General features: G+C 69.0%; 17 protein-coding genes, 2 tRNA genes and 2 pseudogenes. 8 read left to right on the forward strand and 13 right to left on the reverse strand.

The genetic code is table 11. From position 1 onward, the window contains the following. Positions 1-53: 53 nt before the first annotated feature. Positions 54-2,627, reverse strand: coding sequence for an aminopeptidase N (gene pepN / locus E1161_RS07425; protein ID WP_132620963.1), 2,574 nt, complete (start codon positions 2,625-2,627; stop codon positions 54-56). 218 nt (positions 2,628-2,845) lie between these two features. Between pepN and E1161_RS07430 the strand changes: the two genes are divergently transcribed. From E1161_RS07430 to E1161_RS07440, 3 genes are all read left to right on the forward strand, one after another. Then, positions 2,846-3,463: a mycothiol-dependent nitroreductase Rv2466c family protein gene (locus E1161_RS07430; protein WP_132620965.1), complete on the forward strand. Its 618-nt coding sequence runs from the start codon at positions 2,846-2,848 to the stop codon at positions 3,461-3,463. A 695-nt stretch (positions 3,464-4,158) separates the two neighbouring features. After that, positions 4,159-4,821, forward strand: coding sequence for an endonuclease V (locus E1161_RS07435; protein WP_207920145.1), 663 nt, complete (start codon positions 4,159-4,161; stop codon positions 4,819-4,821). 237 nt (positions 4,822-5,058) lie between these two features. Beyond that, positions 5,059-5,238: a DUF397 domain-containing protein gene (locus E1161_RS07440; protein ID WP_132620969.1), complete on the forward strand. Its 180-nt coding sequence runs from the start codon at positions 5,059-5,061 to the stop codon at positions 5,236-5,238. 221 nt (positions 5,239-5,459) lie between these two features. Here the strand turns inward: E1161_RS07440 and E1161_RS07445 are convergent, their stop codons facing one another. From E1161_RS07445 to E1161_RS07480, 6 genes are all read right to left on the reverse strand, one after another. Next, positions 5,460-5,684, reverse strand: coding sequence for a toxin-antitoxin system YwqK family antitoxin (locus E1161_RS07445; RefSeq protein ID WP_132620971.1), 225 nt, complete (start codon positions 5,682-5,684; stop codon positions 5,460-5,462). Positions 5,685-5,857: 173 nt separating this feature from the next. After that, entirely contained in the window at positions 5,858-6,718 is an 861-nt protein-coding gene (locus E1161_RS07450) for an immunity 49 family protein (protein WP_132620973.1), read from the reverse strand. Beyond that, positions 6,715-10,929: a WXG100-like domain-containing protein gene (locus tag E1161_RS27060; protein WP_165939719.1), complete on the reverse strand. Its 4,215-nt coding sequence runs from the start codon at positions 10,927-10,929 to the stop codon at positions 6,715-6,717. Before E1161_RS27060 ends, E1161_RS07450 begins: the two co-directional genes overlap by 4 nt. Before the next feature lie 14 nt (positions 10,930-10,943). Then, positions 10,944-11,273, reverse strand: coding sequence for a WXG100 family type VII secretion target (locus tag E1161_RS07470; protein ID WP_235874860.1), 330 nt, complete (start codon positions 11,271-11,273; stop codon positions 10,944-10,946). Beyond that, positions 11,270-11,830 (reverse strand): YbaB/EbfC family nucleoid-associated protein, encoded by a 561-nt coding sequence (locus tag E1161_RS07475; protein WP_132620981.1) that lies wholly within the window; start codon positions 11,828-11,830, stop codon positions 11,270-11,272. Before E1161_RS07475 ends, E1161_RS07470 begins: the two co-directional genes overlap by 4 nt. Before the next feature lie 120 nt (positions 11,831-11,950). Next, the gene (locus E1161_RS07480) at positions 11,951-12,727 is read right to left on the reverse strand and encodes an MBL fold metallo-hydrolase (protein WP_132620983.1); all 777 of its coding nucleotides are present in this window, start codon (positions 12,725-12,727) and stop codon (positions 11,951-11,953) included. Positions 12,728-12,775: 48 nt separating this feature from the next. Here E1161_RS07480 and E1161_RS07485 point away from each other — a divergent pair, with 48 nt between their 5' ends. The 4 genes from E1161_RS07485 to E1161_RS07500 all read left to right on the forward strand — a co-directional run bounded on the left by E1161_RS07485 (position 12,776) and on the right by E1161_RS07500 (position 14,470). After that, complete coding sequence (locus tag E1161_RS07485; RefSeq protein WP_132620985.1) at positions 12,776-13,081, forward strand: hypothetical protein; 306 nt, start codon at positions 12,776-12,778, stop codon at positions 13,079-13,081. A 76-nt stretch (positions 13,082-13,157) separates the two neighbouring features. Beyond that, complete coding sequence (locus E1161_RS07490; protein ID WP_132620987.1) at positions 13,158-13,967, forward strand: Fpg/Nei family DNA glycosylase; 810 nt, start codon at positions 13,158-13,160, stop codon at positions 13,965-13,967. 87 nt (positions 13,968-14,054) lie between these two features. After that, positions 14,055-14,285, forward strand: a complete 231-nt coding sequence (locus tag E1161_RS07495; RefSeq protein WP_132620989.1) for a helix-turn-helix domain-containing protein — start codon at positions 14,055-14,057, stop codon at positions 14,283-14,285. Next, a complete protein-coding gene (locus E1161_RS07500; protein WP_132620991.1) occupies positions 14,282-14,470 on the forward strand; it encodes a hypothetical protein in 189 nt (62 codons plus the stop codon). The genes E1161_RS07495 and E1161_RS07500 overlap by 4 nt, the downstream gene beginning before the upstream one ends. Before the next feature lie 150 nt (positions 14,471-14,620). On the opposite strand, the gene E1161_RS07505 is transcribed toward E1161_RS07500, so the two are convergent. The 6 genes and pseudogenes from E1161_RS07505 to E1161_RS07530 all read right to left on the reverse strand — a co-directional run bounded on the left by E1161_RS07505 (position 14,621) and on the right by E1161_RS07530 (position 18,483). After that, the gene (locus E1161_RS07505) at positions 14,621-15,361 is read right to left on the reverse strand and encodes a hypothetical protein (protein ID WP_132620993.1); all 741 of its coding nucleotides are present in this window, start codon (positions 15,359-15,361) and stop codon (positions 14,621-14,623) included. Positions 15,362-15,439: 78 nt separating this feature from the next. Then, positions 15,440-15,754, reverse strand: a pseudogene (locus E1161_RS07510) (sterol carrier protein domain-containing protein); the annotation flags it as partial. Between the two features lie 50 nt (positions 15,755-15,804). Beyond that, positions 15,805-16,101, reverse strand: a pseudogene (locus E1161_RS28640) (hypothetical protein); the annotation flags it as partial. Next, complete coding sequence (locus E1161_RS07520) at positions 16,065-16,691, reverse strand: 2'-5' RNA ligase family protein (protein WP_132620997.1); 627 nt, start codon at positions 16,689-16,691, stop codon at positions 16,065-16,067. The gene E1161_RS07520 and the pseudogene E1161_RS28640, both read right to left, overlap by 37 nt. 60 nt (positions 16,692-16,751) lie before the next feature. Then, entirely contained in the window at positions 16,752-18,215 is a 1,464-nt protein-coding gene (locus tag E1161_RS07525; protein WP_132620999.1) for an MDR family MFS transporter, read from the reverse strand. Positions 18,216-18,412: 197 nt separating this feature from the next. Beyond that, positions 18,413-18,483: transfer RNA gene (locus E1161_RS07530), tRNA-Gly, on the reverse strand. A 126-nt stretch (positions 18,484-18,609) separates the two neighbouring features. Between E1161_RS07530 and E1161_RS07535 the strand changes: the two genes are divergently transcribed. Continuing rightward, positions 18,610-18,683: transfer RNA gene (locus E1161_RS07535), tRNA-Pro, on the forward strand. Positions 18,684-18,708: the final 25 nt, after the last annotated feature.

Here is an 18,708-nt window from a genome sequence, read left to right on the forward strand (position 1 = left end):
ACGAAGCCGCCCCGGTCGAGATCGTCCGGGCGGCTTCGTCGTGCGATCAGGTGTTACGAGCGGTCGAACTCCCTGGCTGCGAGGGCGCGGACGATGCCCGCGCGGCCCTCGGAGACCAGCCTGCGCAGCGCGGCCGGGCGCTCACCGGCCAACCACTGGTCGGCAGCGGTGACGGTCTCGTCGGTGACCGCCCAGGACGGGAACAACCCGATCACCGTCGGCTGCGCCCGCTCGCTGGAACGGCGCTGCCAGACCTCGTCGATCGACTCGAAGTACCGCTGCACGTACGGCGCCAGCAACTCGCGCTGGGCGGGGTGCTGGAATCCGGCGATGATCGAGTCGCTGACCGCGTTCGGCAGCTGGTCGTCGTGCACCGCGCGCTGCCACGCCTTCTCCTTCGAACTCGAGGTGGGGATCAAGGCGCGGGCCCGCTCGGCGCGGCGGCGGCCGGTCGCGGTCTGGTCGGACTCCAGCTCCGCGTCGATCTCCGCCTCACCGGCAGCGCCGTGCGCGACCAGGGCCTGCAGCAGGCCCCACCGCAGGTCGAGGTCGACCGTCAGGCCCTGCAGCGGAGCGGAACCGTCGAGCCAGCCGCGCAGCTCGCCGACCTGCTCGTCGGACAGCACCGAACCGGCCAGCGAATTGACGAACGCCAGCTGGTGGTCCGAGCCCGGCTCGGCCGCGCGGGCCAGCTCGAACAGCCGCGAGCTGAACCGCCGCCAGCCCTCGGCCTGCCACGACGGGTCGACGTAGGAGTTCAGCGCTGTCTGCGTCTGCAGCAGGACCCGCTGGACCACGCCGATCTGGCTCTCCGCGCCGATGCCGCCCTCCGCTGAGGCGCCCAGCACCAGGGTCACGAAGTCGCGGGCCTTCAGCTCGGCCTCGCGGGTCATCTCCCACGCCGTTGACCAGCACAGCGCGCGCGGCAGAGACTCGTCGATGTCGCCGATCCGGTCCACCAGGGTGGCCAGCGACTCGGGGTCGAAGCGCAGCGAGCAGTAGGTCAGGTCGTCGTCGTTGACCAGCACGAGCTTTCCGCGGTGCACGCCGACCAGCTCCGGGACCTCGGTGACCTCGCCGGTGACGTCGAGCTCGACGCGGTGCTCGCGCACCAGCTTGCCGCCCTCGTCGTCGTAGACGCCGATCGCCAGGCGGTGCGTGCGCAGCTCACCGGCACCGGGCCGGGCGCCGTTCTGCACCACCGAGAAGTGGGTGAACCGGCCCTCGTCGTCAGTGCTGAAGCGCGGGCGCAGCATGTTCAGACCGGTGGTCTCCAGCCACTGCGCGCTCCACCAGGACAGGTCGCGGCCGGAGGCGCCTTCCAACGCCTTGAGCAGGTCGTCGAGGGTGGCGTTGCTCCACGCGTGCCGGTCGAAGTAGACCCGCAGCCCGGCCAGGAAGTTGTCCAGACCGACGTAGGCCACCAGCTGCTTGAGCACTGAGGCGCCCTTGGCGTAGGTGATGCCGTCGAAGTTGACCTCCACGGCCTGCAGGTCCGGGATGTCGGCGGCCACCGGGTGGGTGGAGGGCAGCTGGTCCTGGCGGTAGGCCCAGGACTTCTCGACGCTGGCGAAGGTCGTCCAAGCGGCGTCGTACTCGGTCGCGCCGACCTGGGCGAGGACGCTGGCCCAGGTCGCGAAGGACTCGTTGAGCCAGAGGTCGTTCCACCAGCGCATGGTGACCAGGTCGCCGAACCACATGTGCGCCATCTCGTGCAGGACGGTCTCGGCGCGGCGCTCGTAGAGGTAGCCGGTGACCTTCGACCGGAACACGTAGTCCTCGAGGAAGGTCACGCAGCCGGCGTTCTCCATCGCGCCCGCGTTGAACTCCGGCACGAAGCACTGGTCGTACTTGCCGAACGGGTAAGGGACTCCGAAAGCCTTGTGGTAGAAGCCGAATCCCTGCTTGGTCTCGGTGAACAGGCGCTCGGCGTCGAGGTGTTCGGCCAGCGAGGCGCGGCAGTAGATCCCCAGCGGGATCGCCTCCTGCCCGTCCTCGCCGGGGAAGGTGTCGCGCCACTCGGCGTAGGGGCCGGCCACCAGCGCCACCAGGTAGGTGGACATCGGCTTGGTGGTGTCGAAGGTGTGGCGCTTGCCGGAACCGGTCTCGGTGACCTGGGCGGCGGCGTTGGAGATGACCTTCCAGTCGCCCGGGGCGTCCACCGTGATCTGGTAGGTCGCCTTCAGGTCGGGCTGGTCGAAGCAGGTGAACATCCGCTTCGCGTCGGCGGTTTCGAACTGGCTGTAGAGGTAGACCGCGCCGTCGACCGGGTCGATGAAGCGGTGCAGTCCTTCGCCGGTGTTGGTGTAGGCGCAGTCGGCGCGCACCACGAGTTCGTTCTCGGCGGCCAGGCCGGGCAGGCGGATTCCGGTGGACTCGTCGTAGTCGGAGATGTCGAGCTCGACACCGTTGAGCACCGCGCCGTGCACCTCGTCGGCCACCAGGTCGATCCAGGTGTCGGCGCCGGTCTGGTTGCTGCGGAAGCGAACCGTGGTGGTGGAGCCGAAAGCCTCCACTTCCACACCGCCCGCGCCGGCGGAGAGGTCCAGTTCGATCACATAGGACTGGACCTCCAGCAACGCGGCGCGCTGCTCGGCCTGTTCGCGGGTGAGGTTCGGCGGTGCCACGGATCACCTCGTAGCTCGTAGGGGATGGGTCATGGCCGGTTGCATGCCCGGCGCAGGCATCAAATCACGTCCGGGCGGAGGCGCGCTGCCGGGCAGGCACCTCCGCGATCACGGCGTGTCGGCCTGATCGGGAAGACAAACGGCCGTACCGGGGTTACTACTCCTAGACGTGGTGCCGCGCGCAGGCACCTGGACTAGATCAACTGATGGAGGCACGGATGACCGCCGCTGCCCGCCCCCGGGTGGACTTCTACTTCGACCCGCTGTGCCCGTTCGCCTGGGTATCCTCGCGCTGGATCCTGGAGGTCGACAAGGTTCGCGACATCGACTTGAACTTCCGGGTGATGAGCCTGTCGGTGCTCAACGAGGGGCGTGACCTGCCCGAGCAGTACCTCGACCTGATGGAGCGGGGCTGGGGACCGGTGCGCGTCTGCATCGCCGCCGCCAAGCACCACGGCGACGAGGTCCTCGCGCCGCTGTACACGGCCCTGGGCACCCGGATCCACGACCGGGGGATCAAGGACTTCACCGAGGCCATCGAGGGCGCCCTGGCCGAGGTCGGCCTGCCCGCCGAGCTCGCCGAGGCCGCCACCAGCACCGAGTACGACGAAGAGCTGCGCGCCAGCCACCACGCGGGCATGGATCCGGTCGGTGACGAGGTGGGCACGCCCACCCTGCACGTCGACGGCGTCGCCTTCTTCGGGCCGGTGATCACCCGCGTCCCCAAGGGCGAGGAAGCCGCGAAGATCTTCGACGGCGCGGTCGCGATGGCCAGCTACCCGTACTTCTTCGAGCTCAAGCGCAGCCGCACCGAAAGCCCTCAGTTCGACTACTGATCCACACTTCCGGGAAATTTCAGATCATTCCCGATGTTTTCCCGGAAGGCTGCCTCGACCTGCGGCGATGCCCTGCGGCCAATTTTTAACGGTCATCACAGTTCTCGACCGTCCACAGAGGCCGAAGCCATCCGGAGACGGCTTCGGCCGCCGGGCCGGCTCAGGTCCGCTGCAAGCCGGACATGACCTCGGCGACCGGGCGGTCGTCGCGCAGGTCCCACAGCGATGCGACGATCTCGGCGGCGCGGTCCGCTCCCACCGCCCGCTCGGCGTTGCCGGTGAACTTGGCGGCTTCGCCGACGCGGCCTTCGCGGCGTCCGGGATCGTGGCGCCTTCGGCGATGGGCTTCATCGTGTCCAGCACGGGTAGCTTCACCAGCGGTTTCGTCGTCATGGCAGGGCTGGCCGTGGCCGGTGCGCTGCTCATGCTGCTGGTGCCGCGCGAACGCGCTGTCACCCCCGAGCCACGACGGCCGTCGCAGGCGCGTGACCGTGGGGCCCGCAACCCGGCACGACGCGGTCCATGGGGCGCGGTCGGCCGGATGACCGAGGGGGTGGCCGAAACTGCGCTGGTCCGACGTCCCGGCCGAGGGCCGGGAACGCCCGCGAAGCCGACCGCCCGCTGGTCCTCGACCACATCCGCACCGGCCTCGGAGTCCTCGCCGCCCTCGGCTCAGGACTACGATCGCTGCTGTGATCGAGGTGCGCGACCTCCATGACTGGCCGACGACCGAGGCCGAAGCCGTGGCCATCCAGGAGCGACTGCGGCCGCTGGTCCGCACGGACGGCGAGCCGGCCGAGGTGCGCACGGCCGCAGGGCTGGACGTGGACTACCGCGAATCCGCGGATGAACTCGTCGCCGCTGTGACTGTCCTGGACGTGGCCACCGCGTCCGTTGTGGACAGCGCAGTCGTCCGAGGTCGCACCGATTTCCCCTACGTTCCAGGCCTGTTCGCCTTCCGCGAGGCCCCCGCGCTGATCAGGGCGCTGCAGGAGCTCGCGGTCGTCCCGGACGTCCTGGTCTGCGACGGTCAAGGCCTGGCCCACCCCCGCCGCTTCGGCCTCGCCTGCCACCTCGGCGTCCTCACCGACCTGCCCGCGATCGGCGTCGGCAAGACCCCCATGAGCCACTACGACCCACCGGGCGAGAAGCGAGGTGACTGGACCCCGCTCGACATGGACGGCGACGAGGTGGGCAGAGCCCTGCGAACCCGAACAGGCGTGAAACCGGTCTTCGTCTCGATCGGCCACCGCTACGCGCTCCAGCCGGCCTGCGACCTCGTGCTCCGCCTGACCCCGAACTACCGCCTCCCCGAAACGACCCGAACCGCAGACCGCCTCGGCCGCCAATCCACCTGACCCCAAGCCCGACCCCCGGCCGAGAAGAGTCCACCCCCAACCCCTGCACGGCCCTGCCTCCGCACACGAAGTGACCGGATTTCAGTGGAACTCAGGGTCCCGATTTCCACTGAAACCAGGTACCCGATCTCCACTGAAATCCGATCACCACGACGTTTCACCAGGTGAAATAGGGTCCAGGTGGGACGGCGGTCGTCGTGCGGGAGGGGAAGTGCACAAGTCGGCCGCGGGCGGGCCGTGCGGCTCGCTGTCGAGCTCGTCCTCGTTCAGACGGATCATCTGGGCGAAGTCGGTCGCCTCGGAGACTGCGCCGCTGTCCGTGACATCAAGGACCTCGAGGGCGGCTATTTCACCTTCAACCCCACCCAGTGGGCAATCTTCCTCAACGCGGTGAAGTCCGACCGCTTCACCAACTGACCACAACAACGGTGGCCCCCAAACCCAGCACCGGTTCGGGGCCACTTCGGCTTCGCAGCGCCGCCTCGGCGTCCGCTCCTAGCGGCGGGGTGGTGAGCCAACGTAGTCCTCGGTCAGCTCGCCCGCTTCGCTCCAGCGCTGCCGCTTCACCAGGTCACCGAACTCGTTGAACTCTTCGTACCTGGCGAGCTGGCCGGTCTGGAACCATTCACGCCATTCGCCTACCGCTTTTCCGTGATCGCACTGGCTTCCAGCCGCTTCTGTCCGCCGGGGAACCATTCTGACTGGGGGCCGTGCTCGATCCCGTTCGCAAAACTCGTCAGTTCGACCGTGCTCCCGTCCTCGGCGAAGTCGACCACTTCGCCGGTGAACGGACGCTCCTGATACGTCGTGATCATGCGATCGTCCATCGACGTTTCCGCCCGATTGACGCGAATGCTCTCCACCGGAGTCCTCGTCTTCCGTCGCAATCCGCTGTCGTTCTCGTTTCCGGACCGCGTCTCGGGAAAGCGTTCTTGAACGTGTTCAGGACCCGTTGGTATGGCCGGGAATCCACGGTATAGCCACGCGCAGGCGGTCGGTCCCTGAGGTGTCGGACGGCGAACTTGCGGCGGTGTGTTTAAAATTGGTACTCAGTGTTTCTCGTCCCCACGACGAAACCGGACGGCAGGTATCCGGACGAAACCTCTACGGGGAGCCCGGAATCATTCGCGAGGCACGCGAATGCCAGTGGCGCGAGCGCAATCTGGCCAACCGGGTTCGTCGCCTGAGACTCGGAGCTCGTCCAGAAGTCCCGATGGGAACGCAGAGCATCGGCGAGAGCCTGGCTGAAGCCGTCGCTGTCTCGGCCACCAAGCCTGAGAAAGGCGATGAACTGCGGGTGGAAGATATCGCTTAGGTAAGGGAGAGGTGTTTTGGAAACATGTTCGGGTGCGACGAGCCGTGATGTTTCTTCCATCTCGGCCTTCAGCTGTTCGCTGTCGTTCATGAAGTACGCCTGCAGGGCCTTGATCCAGTGGTAGATGAACTCGTCGAAATCGTCCGATTGGGCCCGCAGTGTGGATTCCTCAACCTCGCACAGCTGGCGAATTCGCTTGAAATCACGACTGATGATGGCCAGCCACAACGCGCTCTGCCAACGATCTGCGTTGCTGTAGTGCGTCGGGCCGGTAGAAGGGACATCGTAGCTCGTGCCGTCGATGAGGCAGTCAACCGAGTCCTCGGCGGCGGTCGCCGCGGTGAAGATCGCGGAGATCGTCTGGTCGGCCGTGGTGAGGGCCTTCCACGTCTCCAGGAGGTCGGCGGTCCGATCCACTGAACACTGGTGCCCAAGGCGAATGAGTGAGATGTCCGCCAGCGTGTTCAGCTGGCTGGGAACCTTGGTGATTCCGGCAGCAAGCGTGTTGAACCCGGTGGTGAGCGCGGGAAGCTTCTTGGTTGCCTCCTGCGTGTCCGCAGGATGATTATCAATGGTAATCATCGCTCACCTGCATCGTCGTTTTGATTTCGCAACGGGTCCAACTTGGGTGGATCCAAATCGAACTCAGTGGCCTGGTAGCCGATACTATCACCCTTGATGGTTGCTTGAACCCCGATGTATTGAACGCGCGGAGGGGTGCGGCCGTCTTCGAGGTCGAGCTGTCGAGCGAGTGAAATCCGCGTGGCGAGCTCCGGATCCGAGATGAAAAGCTTGGAAAGAACCGTGTCGAAATAGGCTGGATGCCCTTGCTGGACGCGGCGCGAGCCGGTCATGTCCCATCGATCGTCGTACGACGCGTATGGGCCCTTCGCTTCGGTGACGAGGAACTCTCCATCAACTGGCTCTCGGATCTGGTCGAATTCGTCTGCACCGCTGCGCCCGCCGGCTGATCCGACATTGGTCTGCACGGGGTCGGTGTTCGCGTCCTCCCGCCAAGTGCGCGAAATGAAGTCGCGGCTGAAGCGGTCGGCGACCGCCTCACCGGTCTCCTCGCCCAGTTTCGTGCGGATTGTTGCATGGTACTTCTTATCCGCGACGACGTCGTCGTCCAGCGCTCGCTCGATCTCGCGTTTCGACGAGTCAGGTTGGATTTTCCCGGATTCTGCCGCCTCCGCCTTAGCTTGGTCGTATTGGGCTCGTGCGTGGTCGGCATCAGCCGCGATCGAGGGACGGTTTTCGTGGCTCAGTGGACGATCGTCGCCTTCGCGGCGGTGACGCTCCATATTCGCTTCGATCTGCTGCTCGATGCGTTGCTGGACATCGCGCGGGTATGGAGCGGAATCTGAGCCCTTCGGGTAGTAGGGCTCAGGGGCGGGTAGGTCGTCGGCTAAGACTGGTTTGCCGTCAACGAGTTTTACGTCGAGCTTTGGCTCTCCGTACTCGTCGGTGCGCTTGCGCGTCAGCGCGCCGTTGTCGTCGCGTTGTCCAGGAAGAGCATTTCCATTCGAGTCCACGTCCTCGCGCTGCGACCGCCAGACGAGTTCGACCCTGCCATCTTTCTCGCGTCGGTAGTAATGCCGGTCGATGTAGTCAGGGTCGTTGACCTTGTCTCGGGGAGTTCTTCCCGAGCCCTCATACGGTCGATCTCGCCAGTCGCCCTCCCCGCTCTTTCCGCGGGCTTTGGCGTCATCGGGAGCGTCGCCTGGATCCTCCCCGTCGCGGGGCGGGTGGAAGCCGTCGTTGCTGGCTGACGTCGTGGTGCCGTCGGGGTTGTGGGTGTCCCAGCCTCCGTTCGGGGGCCAGCCCGGGCGGCCGTCGGGGCCCATGTCGGAGGCGAAGACCCGGCCGTTGCCGTCGGTCCAGGCGAGGCCGCGGGGTGCGGTGACCGGGGTGCCGAGTTCGTTGGCGAGGTCTCGGGCCAGGCCGCTGGTTCCCGCGTCGCAGGAGAGGAGGCGGACCGGTTTGCTGCCGTCGAAGTTGGGGTCGCGGCGGAGCATGTCGGCGAATTCCTTCGCGGAGAAGGTGTTGTCGCCGATGCGGACGCGGCCGTCGGGTAAGGCGTGGACGTCGACGGTGTGGTGGACGCCGTCGTCCGGGACCCGGCTCGCCAGGTCCCGCATGTTGGGGTCGTCGTGGAACGACGAGCCGGCCGGGGTCCCCTGCCGGTTGGCCTCGGCGGCGTCGATTTGCTCCTGGCGCTCCGGCGTGCCCGGATCGGCGTCCTGGTGCTGGTCGGAGTCGTCGTGGCGGTCCGGGCCGTCCTGCTTGCCATCGGTGTCGTGCGGATCGGGACCGTCGTGGTCAGGGCGCGAGGGGTTCGAGCCGTCGTCGGGGCGCTGGGTCTCCGGGCTCGTCCCGTTGGGTCGGCCGGCTTCCTCCGGGGTCGATCCGTTGGGCCGCTGACCTGGTCCTTCCGGTCGTGGTGCCGTTCCGTCGGGCCGCTGGGTCGGCGCGTCCGGGCGGGGTGTCGTGGCCTCCGGGCGTGGGGGAGTCGTGCTCGGGCCCTGCTGGGTGCGCTGCTGCGGGACACCGCCGTCCGGCCTGGTGTTCGGGCGCGACGGCGCGTCCGGGGTTGCCGGGCCCCGGGACGCGGGGCCTTGGCGGGAGGTGTCCGGGCGCGGACCCGCGTCGCCGCCCGTCGGTCGTGCTGCGGCTCCTGGAGTGCCCGCGGTGCCGGTCCAGCCACCGCTGCCACCGGGACGACCACCACCCGCCGAAGACGTGGAACCGCCGCCGGTCGCGCCTGGAGCGCCACCGGCCACGCCGCCCATCGGGCCACCCGCCGCCGGCTGGTCGGCACGAGGTGCAGGACCTGCCGCAGCCGGGGCACCCGAGGCCGCAGGCGCCGGGGGAGCGTCCACGTTGGACGACGCGGTCGTGCTCGCCGGACTGCTCGGCGAGCGGTCGGGATCACCGGTCAGCGTGCCGCTGAACGAACTGCCGCCGGAACCACCCGAAGGCGAGCTCGGCGACGTCCCACCGCCACCGGAATGCGCCATGCCCGCGCCGGAAGTGCCTCCGCTGCCGGAGGATTCGCGCGAACCCGAGTCGCTGGTCCCGGCCGAGGGCGTCGAATCACCACCCCCGGATCGGCTGGGACCGCCGCCGTCGCCACCGGACGGCGAGCCGCTCGCATCCGAAGTGGAGGGTGCGGCCGAGCGACCGGAGTCGCCGCCGGACGACGGGGAGTCAGCGCTCGGCCCGGAACGGGCCTCGGAGCTCGAAGAACCGCTGTCGGACGTGGGCGAGGGCGAATCGGACGAAGCGGAACGCGCCTCCGGCGCTGAGGAGCCACCGGACGACGAACTGCTGTCCGCCGCGCTGGAACCGCCGGACGACGAGTCAGCGCCACCGGACGAGCGGTCCGAGGAGCCGGAGCCACCGGATCCGTCCGAGGAATCCGACGTGCTCGCGGTCGAAGCACCGGAGGACGACCCGCCGGAGTCCGACGAGCCGCCAGAACCCGAATCCGACGACGAACTGCGCGAACCCGACTCCGACGAGCCGCCGGAGTCGGAAGAGGAACTGCCGGAACTCGACGACCCGCTGTCCGAGGACGACGCGGACGTGCCGGAGTCCGAGGACGAGCTACCCGAATCCGACGAAGAACTGCTGGAACCCGACGAAGAACCGCCGGAGTCCGAGGACGAACCGCCCGAATCCGAGCCGGAGCTGCTGGAATCGGACGAGGACGACCCGGAGTCGGAAGAAGACGATCCTCCGGAGTCCGACGAGGAACCCGTGCTCGACGAACCCCCGTCGGTGTCGGGCACGTCGACGTTGCCGCCGAAGTGCTCCTTGCCCGCGCCGAGGCCGCCCATGCCGGCGCCGGTGGCGCCGCCGGACATCGCACCGGTGCCGACGTCGCCCCAGTCGATCTTGCCTTCCATGATCGCCTGCTCGGCGACGCTGCCCACCGCGCCTTCGGCGGCGCCGAGGGCGCCTTCCTTCACGGCTTCCTTGCCGATGGACTTCGCGGCGCTCTCGGCGGCCTCACCAGCCGCGTCACCTGCGGCGTCGCCCGCCGCGCGCCCGGCGGCGGTGCCCGCGTTGCCCGCAGCGTCACCGGCCGCGTCGCCGACGGCGTCTCCGGCACCCCTGCCGACGGACTTGCCGACGCCCTCGAAGACGCCACCCACGGCGCCGCCGATGGCGCCGCTGATCGCCGCCTCCTTGAACTTGCCTCCGTCGAGCCCGTCGCGATTGCCCATGGCGACCTGCGTGCCCTGCACCGCGAACTCGATGGCGACCGAGGTGGCGACCTCGATGGCGACGTTCTTGAGGATGCTGAACACCAACTGCTTGAAGATCTGCAGCACCACCGCCCGGGTGATGCCCTGAGCTGCGGCGATGCCGGCCGTGGAGGCGCCGAAGGTGGCCGGCGCGGCGGCGAGCATCGCGGCGATCTGGATCGCCAGCGCGATCAGCGAGGCGATGATGGTCAGCTTGGTGTGCTCGACGTCCAGCGCTGCGTCATCGCACGAGTTGGCGAGCTTCTCGCACGCCTCCTTGAGCTTCGGCAGCGCTGATTCGCCGCCGTCGCCGATGTCCTTCCACAGCTTGGTGAACGCCTCGCCGGTCTTTCCCTCCATCGCGGACTTGACCTGCTGGGCGCCTCCGTTGGCGGAGCTCTGGACCCCGTCGATGCCGTCGGCGGCGGTGCGCCATGCGTCGGCCATCCGACGCATGGCGTCCTCGTCACCTTCGGGCCAGGATTGTCCGACGACGATCGGCAGCAGCCACTTGACCTCGTCGGGCATCTCGATGCTCAAGTGAAGTCAACTCCCTACCGGGGCATGTCCGAGCCGGCCTTGCCGATGCCGCCTGCGGACTGGGCGTCGCCGGACTCGGTGTCGTCGGCGGTGGCTTTGAGGTTGTCGTCGATGTCGCCGAGCGCTTTGACGACCTTCTTCAGGCTGTCCAGCACGCTGTCGCGGCCCTTGGTGTAGTCGCCGCCGAACGTCTGGCCGGCCTCATCGTTTCCCCAGCACTCGCCTTCACCGTCCAAAGAGGACTTCAGGGTGCTCAGGACCTGATCCAGGTCGTCCCCGGAGTCGCCGATCTTCTTGCCGCCCGAGCGGATCTCCTCGGGCTGCATCCGCATCTTGCCGCTCATCGGCGGCCCCCTCGGCGGTTGCTCTCCCAGTCGTCGTCCCAGTCGTCAGGCGCGGCCTGCACCTGAGGCGCGGCCGCGGCCCGCCCGGTCTGGGCCTCCTCACTGCGGCGCTGAGCGCGCTCGGCATCGGGATCGGGCGGTGTGATGAGGGGGCCGCTGTTGAGCAGACCCTGCAGCGAGGGCATCCCGGGAACCTCGGGCACGTTGGACGTGTCGGCCATCGGCTCGAACTCGGCCTGCAACCGCCGCTGCGCCGTCCCGGAGGCCTCGCGGATCACGCTGGTGATCGCCCGCGCCAGCTTCTCCGGGTTGGTGCGCTCGAACGCCTTGTCCGACAGGCGAACTTCCTGCACGGTCCCGGTCGCGTCCACGCGCACGCCGACCATGCCGTCGTCGGAGGTGACCTCGAAGGTCTGCTGCGCGGCGGTGTCCCGCTTCTCCTGGACGTCCGCGGTGCGCTTGCGCAGGTCAGCGAGCATGTCGTCGATCTGGTTCCGCAACGCGGCGTTCCGCGCCACCTTCTCGTCGCTCGACGCGTCGAAGTCCCGTCCAGACATCTCCAGCCTTCCCCCGGCTCAACAGCACGCGCAGTGCGGATTTGATGGCTCCGGTCAGTTTGACGTGTGCCTCGCCGCCTCGGTGCCACCGAGCAGCACAATGCGGCCGAACGATGCATTTCACTGGGTCGAACGGCCTAGCGCGATGCCGGTGGTGTCGTCCGGGAAGGGCGATCTCGCGGCCGGAAGCCGCCCTCGGCACACCTCGGCGAGGAGGGCCAGTTCCGCGTGCTGGCCTCGCACGAAGTCCGGGGTGACCGGGGTGCCGTGGCCTGGGACGACGGTTGTTGGGTTCAGGGCGAGCAGGGCGTCCACCGCGGCGGGCCAGTGCTGGGGGTGGGCGTCTTCGAAGTCCGGGGGAGCGCCTTGCTCGACGAGGTCTCCGGCGAAGACGACTGAGGCGTCGGGGACCTCGACGACCAGGTCGTGGTCGGTGTGCCCGAGGCCGGGGTGGTGCAGGCGCACCGCGCGTCCGCCCAGGTCCAGCTCCGCCGCGTCCGCGACCAGGTGGTCTGGGGGTGCCGGGATGGAGGCGGCGAGGGCGTCGGCCGTGTCGGGATCGTCCTGCTCCCGGTAGTGCTCGACCCAGCGCTCGCGCTGCGTGGAGGCGGTCCGGTCGAGGAAGCCCGGGCACCGGTGGTGGGCCCAGACTGGTGCGGGCAAGAACGCCGAGGTGCCGAAGCAGTGGTCGAAGTGCCCGTGGGTGAGGGCGATTCGCAGGGGTGCGCGAGTGATCTGGCGGACCGCCTCGGCCAGTTCGGCGCCCTGGCGGTGATCGCCCCGGGTGTCGACCACCAGCGCGGCATCGTCTCCGACGACGAGACCTGTGGTCAGGTCGAGTTCGGCGTGGCGGCGGGCGAAAACCCGCTCGGCCACCTCGATCCACCCGTTGCTCACGGGTGGATCGTAGTGCGGCTGCCGGATGATCTCTGGGAGACTTCGACGATGCGTCTCCACGTCGCCCTCACAGCACTCCTCGCGACCGCCGTCGGTGCCGGCGTGCTGTTCTTCGTCAACAGCGCCCTGTCCCCGGTGCTGATCGGCGGTCCGGGTTCGACCTGCCCCCAGCCGGACTGCGGGTTGGGCGCGGGGCTGTGGCTCATCGCCGGGGCGGTCGCGGTGGTGCTGGTGGCGTTCGTCGCCGGATTCCTCCGGCACGTGGAGCGCCCGGTCCGACGGGGCCTGTGGATCGCCCTGTGGTGCACGGTCATCTACCTGCTGGAATCGATCGTGGTCTGGGTCCTCATCTGAGGCTCCCCTGGCAGGGCCTTCCGGCGGCGTGTGCTTGACTTTCCTCCCGCGCACGACGAGTTCGGGAGGACGGGTTTTGCCGGAAGGCCACACGCTGCACCGGCTCGCCGGGGTGCACCACGAGCTGTTCGCGGGCGCCGCTGTTCGGGTCAGCAGTCCGCAGGGACGTTTCGCTTCCAGCGCGTCGGTGCTGGACGGGGCCGTGTTCGAGCGGGCCGAGGCGCACGGCAAGAACCTGTTCCACTCCTACGCCGGCGACCTCGTCGTGCACGTCCACCTCGGGCTCTACGGGACGTTCACCGAGAGCGAGCTGCCGGTCGTCGAACCGCGCGGCCAGGTGCGGATGCGCATCGTCGGCCCCACGCACTTCACCGATCTGCGCGGACCCACCAAGTGCGAATTGCTCACCCCCGAGGAGGCCGCCGCTGTGCGCGACCGGCTGGGCCCGGACCCGCTGCGCACCGACGCGGAACCGGAGCGGGCGTGGGCGCGGATCTCGAAGTCGCGCACCAGCATCGCCGCCCTGCTGATGGACCAGAAGATCATCGCCGGGGTCGGCAACGTCTACCGCGCCGAAGTCCTGTTCCGGCACGGCATCCCGCCCATGACCCCCGGCCGCGACCTCGGCAAGCAGCGCTGGGACCTCATCTGGGCAGACCTGGTGGAGCTGATGGCCGCCGGTGTCGAGGTCGGCCGCATCGACACCGTCCGTCCGCAGCACCTCCCCGAAGCCATCGGCCGGGCCCCGCGCCAGGACCGACACGGCGGCGAGGTCTACGTCTACCGCCGCGCGGGAATGCCCTGCCTGATCTGCGGCGACGAGGTCCTCACCACCGACCTCGCCGCCCGCAAGCTCTACTGGTGCCCCACCTGCCAACCCGAGTGACCAGCGGCTCACCGAAACGTCGGCCCCACGCGCTCATCTGGGTCACGCCCGCATCGGGCGAGTTCTCCGGCGGGAGGTGCGATCCCCATGACCGACGAGTCGTTCGGACGGATTCTGCGGCGGCACCGCGCGGCGTCGGGACTGACGCAGCGGCAACTGGCCGAGCGCGTCCACGTCGACCAGTCGGCCGTGTCCCGTCGGGAGAACGACCGCGCAGTCCCTGCTCGGAACCTGGTCGAGCGCCTGGATGAGGTGTTGGACGTCGGCGGAGATTCATTCCCGCGGAGTTTCGGTGGGCGTCCTACCTGGGCGCGGTGAGCCTGGTCTCCGCGCTGGTCGAGGTCCGCTCCTGGTCGGAAGCGGAACGTGCCGCAGAACAGGTCGCGAAGCTGGAAGTCGCCTCAGCCCGAGCGAGCATGTTGAGCGATGCCGCCACCACGGCGCGAGGGCTCCGCGCGCCCCAGAGCCTCCAAGGCATGCTCACCACGCTCGCCGCCCGCTGAACGCCAACGCATGGCGAGGACGACGTGGTGACCCCGAACAGCGACAACCCTTCTGAGGGCTCAGCTCAACTCGGGTCGCGATTTGCTCTCGACCTGCGTCACCTGCAACGACATCCTCGAAAGAGAAGCTGAGCCGTCATGGGTGAGGACTCAGAAGCCGAAGCCGCCGAAGTCGAACCCGTCCATGCCTCCGCTGTCGGCGGCTCCGGGGTCTCCGCCGGCGCCGGCGTCACCTGCGGTTCCGTCGGCGAAACCGTCCGCGTTCGCGGCCTCGGCTGGGACGCTGGTCATGCCCACGAACATCGCGGACATCATCATGTACGAACCCGCGGTCCACATGCCCGCGGCCATCGCCGGCTTCCACCACGGGTCGCTGTACCAGCCCTGCGGGACGGGTTTCCCGGCCACCGTGCCGCCCGGGTAGTAGTGCGGGGTGCGTTCGCTCGGTGCCGGTGAAGCCACCTGCACCTGGCCATCGACCTCGACCTCGCGGTCCTCGCTGACGCGACCCGCGTAGCGCTGACCGGACAGCGCCGGCAGCTCAGGTCCCGGATCCATGTCCATCGCCACGCGCGCGGCGCGCACGTAGTACAGCCCCTCCATCGCCGATTCCGAGGTCAGCCGGGCCTGGGTGGAGGTCGTGGTCTGGTCGAGCTGGGAGAGCGCGGCGCCGTGCCGTTCGGCCGCGTCGGCGAGGGCCTGCTTGGCGGCCTCGTTGGTGCCGATCAGGTTGAGGACCTGACCGCCCAGCCGCTCCACCCAGCGACGGGCCTCGGCCGTGTCGTCCTCCAGCTGCTTGCGCTGGCGGGTCAAGATCTTCTGCCGGGACCACCACACGGTGGCTCCCAGCACGACGAGCACGATCAGCAGGACTACGAGTGCACTGGTCATCCCTGCCTCCCCGGGGGCACCGATACCTCCGACGGTACTCGCGTGAGGGGGACGCCAGAAGGCGTCCGGGCAGCTCGGAGCGTGGTCGGTCGCCAGAGCGCGCGACGCGGCGCTCAGCGCACCCGGTTCCAGCTCGCGGACCCGCCCGGCGGCGGCGAGCTGGTGCAGCGTGCTGCCGCCGAGGTACGCGGCGGCCAGGTCGGCGACGTCCAGCGCCAGCTGCGCCGGGGTCGTGGTGGACCCGCCGTCGAGCCGCCAGCGGCCGTTGTTCCACTCGCAGAACGAGTCGCTGACCTGGGCGACGACGCCGTCTCGCGGGCGGCAGCGCGGCGGGCACGTCGCCCAGCCGCAGCCCCAGCCCGTCGACGATGCTCCGCTCGGCGGCGTGCGGATCGGCGCGGGCCGTCGAGCTGCTCGCGCATCAGCGAGGTCAGCACGCCGCGGCGGCGGTGCCCCGGCTTGACGCCCACGAGCGTGACTCCGCCGACGGCGCCGTGCGCCCGCCGGGGAGGGTGATCGCGGTGCTGTGGTGACCGGCGGCGCCGATCACCTGCGAGCCGTCGAAGGCCCCCAGCGCCGTGACGAACGGCATCGCCGGCCGCAACCGGGCCATGTCCTGTCCTCCAGGAACGCGGCCGCGAACACCGCCGCGAGCTCGTCCAGCTCCCTCGCGAAGCATGGTGCAGCGCGGACGATCGCAGAGTCAGCCGCCGAGCGGGACCTCGGCGATCGTCTCCCACTCCGTGCTGGAGTGGTCGCGGCTCATCTTGACCAGCGACAACGCCGAGACCTTCGCGGTGGCCGACTCGACGATCGTGGCCTGCAGGGTCGCGATGGCGAAGATCGCCGGGCCGTCGGTGGTGGAGTGGGCGAGGCTCACGTGCTTGTCGATGTCCTCGGGTTCCGACGGGACCGCGTCCGCGCCCAGCACCTCGGAGGTCGCCTCGCGGACGGCTGCGCGCAGGTCGAGCACGCTGGATTGCGGCTCGGCGGGCAGCGACAGCGACTCGGGCAGCACGACCGCGTGGTGGAACGCCAGCGTCAGCGGCATGACCTCGGCCAGCTTCGGGCGGGCCGCCTCCAGCAACGGTTCGATGCGGGAGGAGTCCACCTCGTCGGTGAAGCCGATCTCCTGCACCAGGATGTGCATCCATTCCAGCGGGACCAGGTCGAAACCGGGCAGATCGCGCAGCGCGTACTGGTAGTCGTTGACCAGTTTGCGCAGGCCGGCTTGGTCGGCCAGCGGCAGCACCCAGGCGTACCCGGTGCGGCCCGCGTGCCAGTCGGTGCGCCAGCGCGTGTGATTGCGAACCTGATCGGCATGTGGCATGTCGGTCACCCCTCACATAGTGCCCGGACGTGTCCGGAAGTGGGGCGCGCTTGACCTATCTCACGGTTCCAACGGCTCGGGTTCACCCTGCCGTGCTGCGGCTTTCGGGCGGTCGAGAGTGGCCGCGGCATCGGCGTCGCGCACCCGCAATGCCAGCACGATACCCAGCACCGCGAAGACCACCGAGACCAGGAACGCGCCGTGGAAAGCGCTCATCTGAGCGTCGACCACCATCGCAGGCACGGTGCGGTCCACAGTGGATTCGCCGTGCTGCATGAGCGCGGTGAGCACGGTCGCCACGACCGCGGTGCCCAGCGCCGTGGCGACCTGGCGGGTGACGTTGAACATCGAGCTGGCCATGCCCATCGCCGGGCCGGAGATGGCGGCGAACGTGGCCGTCTGCACCGGTGTCATGAGCAGGCCCATCGCTACGCCCTGGGTGGCCAGCATCAAGGCCAGGACCCACAGCGGGGTGCTCAGGTCCTGCAGCTGCAGCAGCCCGCCGATGAACAGCTGGACGACGAACCCGGCGATCACCAGCCGCTTCGGGCCGATGCGCCCGTAGGCCCGGCTGACCACCTGCGTCGTGGCCAGCATCGCGATGGCCTGGGGCATCAGCGTCAGCCCGGTGAACATCGGCGACACGCCGCGCAGCGTCTGCAGGTAGAGCGGGATGAGGAACAGCACGCCGAACATCGCGCCTGTCATGCACAGCAGCAGCAGGTTGCCGGTGCCGAACAGGCGGTTGGCGAGCAGCCGAAGGTCCAGCATCGGCGATCTGACGGTGAGCTCGCGCCACACGAGGCCGCCGATGAGCAGCACCGACACGACGAGGCTCAGCCACACCGCCGGCGAGCTCCAGCCGATCTGCGAACCCTGGTCCAGCCCGACGAGCAGGGTGGCCAGGCCCGCGCCGGCGAGCACGAAACCGGGCACGTCGAAGCGGCCTGGATCGCGGGTCGACTCCTCGTGGAGGAACAAGATCGTGAACAGCAGTGCGAGCGCCCCGACCGGCAGGTTGATGAAGAAGATCCACCGCCAGCTGGCGTACTCGACGAGAACGCCGCCGAGCAGCGGGCCGAGCATCGGCGCGACGGTGATCGGGATGGCCAGCACCGCTCCGGCCTTCGCGCGCTCGTGGGCCGGGAAGGCGCGGAACATCATCGCCTGCCCGACCGGGACGAGCATGCCGCCGCCGACGCCCTGGAGGATGCGGGAGCCGACCAGCATCGGCATCGAGATCGCCATCCCGCACAGCATCGAGGCGAGGGTGAAGGTGATCACCGCGGCCTGGAAGGTCTTCTTGCTGCCGAAGCGGTCGGCGATCCAGCCGGAGGAGGGGATGAAGACCGCGAGGCTGATCATGTAACCGGTCAGCACCCACTGGAGCTGGGCAGGCTCGGCCTGGAACTCACGCCCCAGCGTGGCCAGCGCCACGTTGAGGATCGTGACGTCCAGGATCTGCATGATCAGCGCCAGTACGAAGGTGGTGCCGACCAGCCACTTGTACTCCAGCCGCCGCACGTGGCCCCCTGCTCGAATCCGGAATCGCTTCCAGCATCCCCCACCCGGCGGCCAACGCCCAAGGTGTTCTTCCTGCTGGTCACAGCGGTATCAGGGCCCACAACCGCCTCACGCGTGCGGGCCCGGACAAGACGCGGGCCCGGAAAGACGAAGGGCGGAGATCCCGGTGGGCTCACCGGGGTCTCCGCCCTGTTCGGAGCGGGCGACGGGAATCGAACCCGCGTAGCCAGTTTGGAAGACTGGGGCTCTACCATTGAGCTACGCCCGCGTGCCGGTTCCACCTGGTCTCGCGGGGTTGCCGCGGTCCGTTGGTGACCTTGCGTGCCCCAGCTTAACCGGTCGCGATAGGCTCTTCGCAACGCACCCGGTCGTCCCGGGTGCGTCGCACGTCGGACGGGGTGTGGCGCAGGTTGGTAGCGCACTCGCTTTGGGTGCGAGGGGTCGTGGGTTCAAATCCCGCCACCCCGACGTGTCGGCCGGCCGCTCGCAGGTT

The sequence above is a fragment of the Saccharopolyspora aridisoli genome (genome assembly GCF_004348445.1).
Lineage (GTDB): Bacteria > Actinomycetota > Actinomycetes > Mycobacteriales > Pseudonocardiaceae > Saccharopolyspora > Saccharopolyspora aridisoli.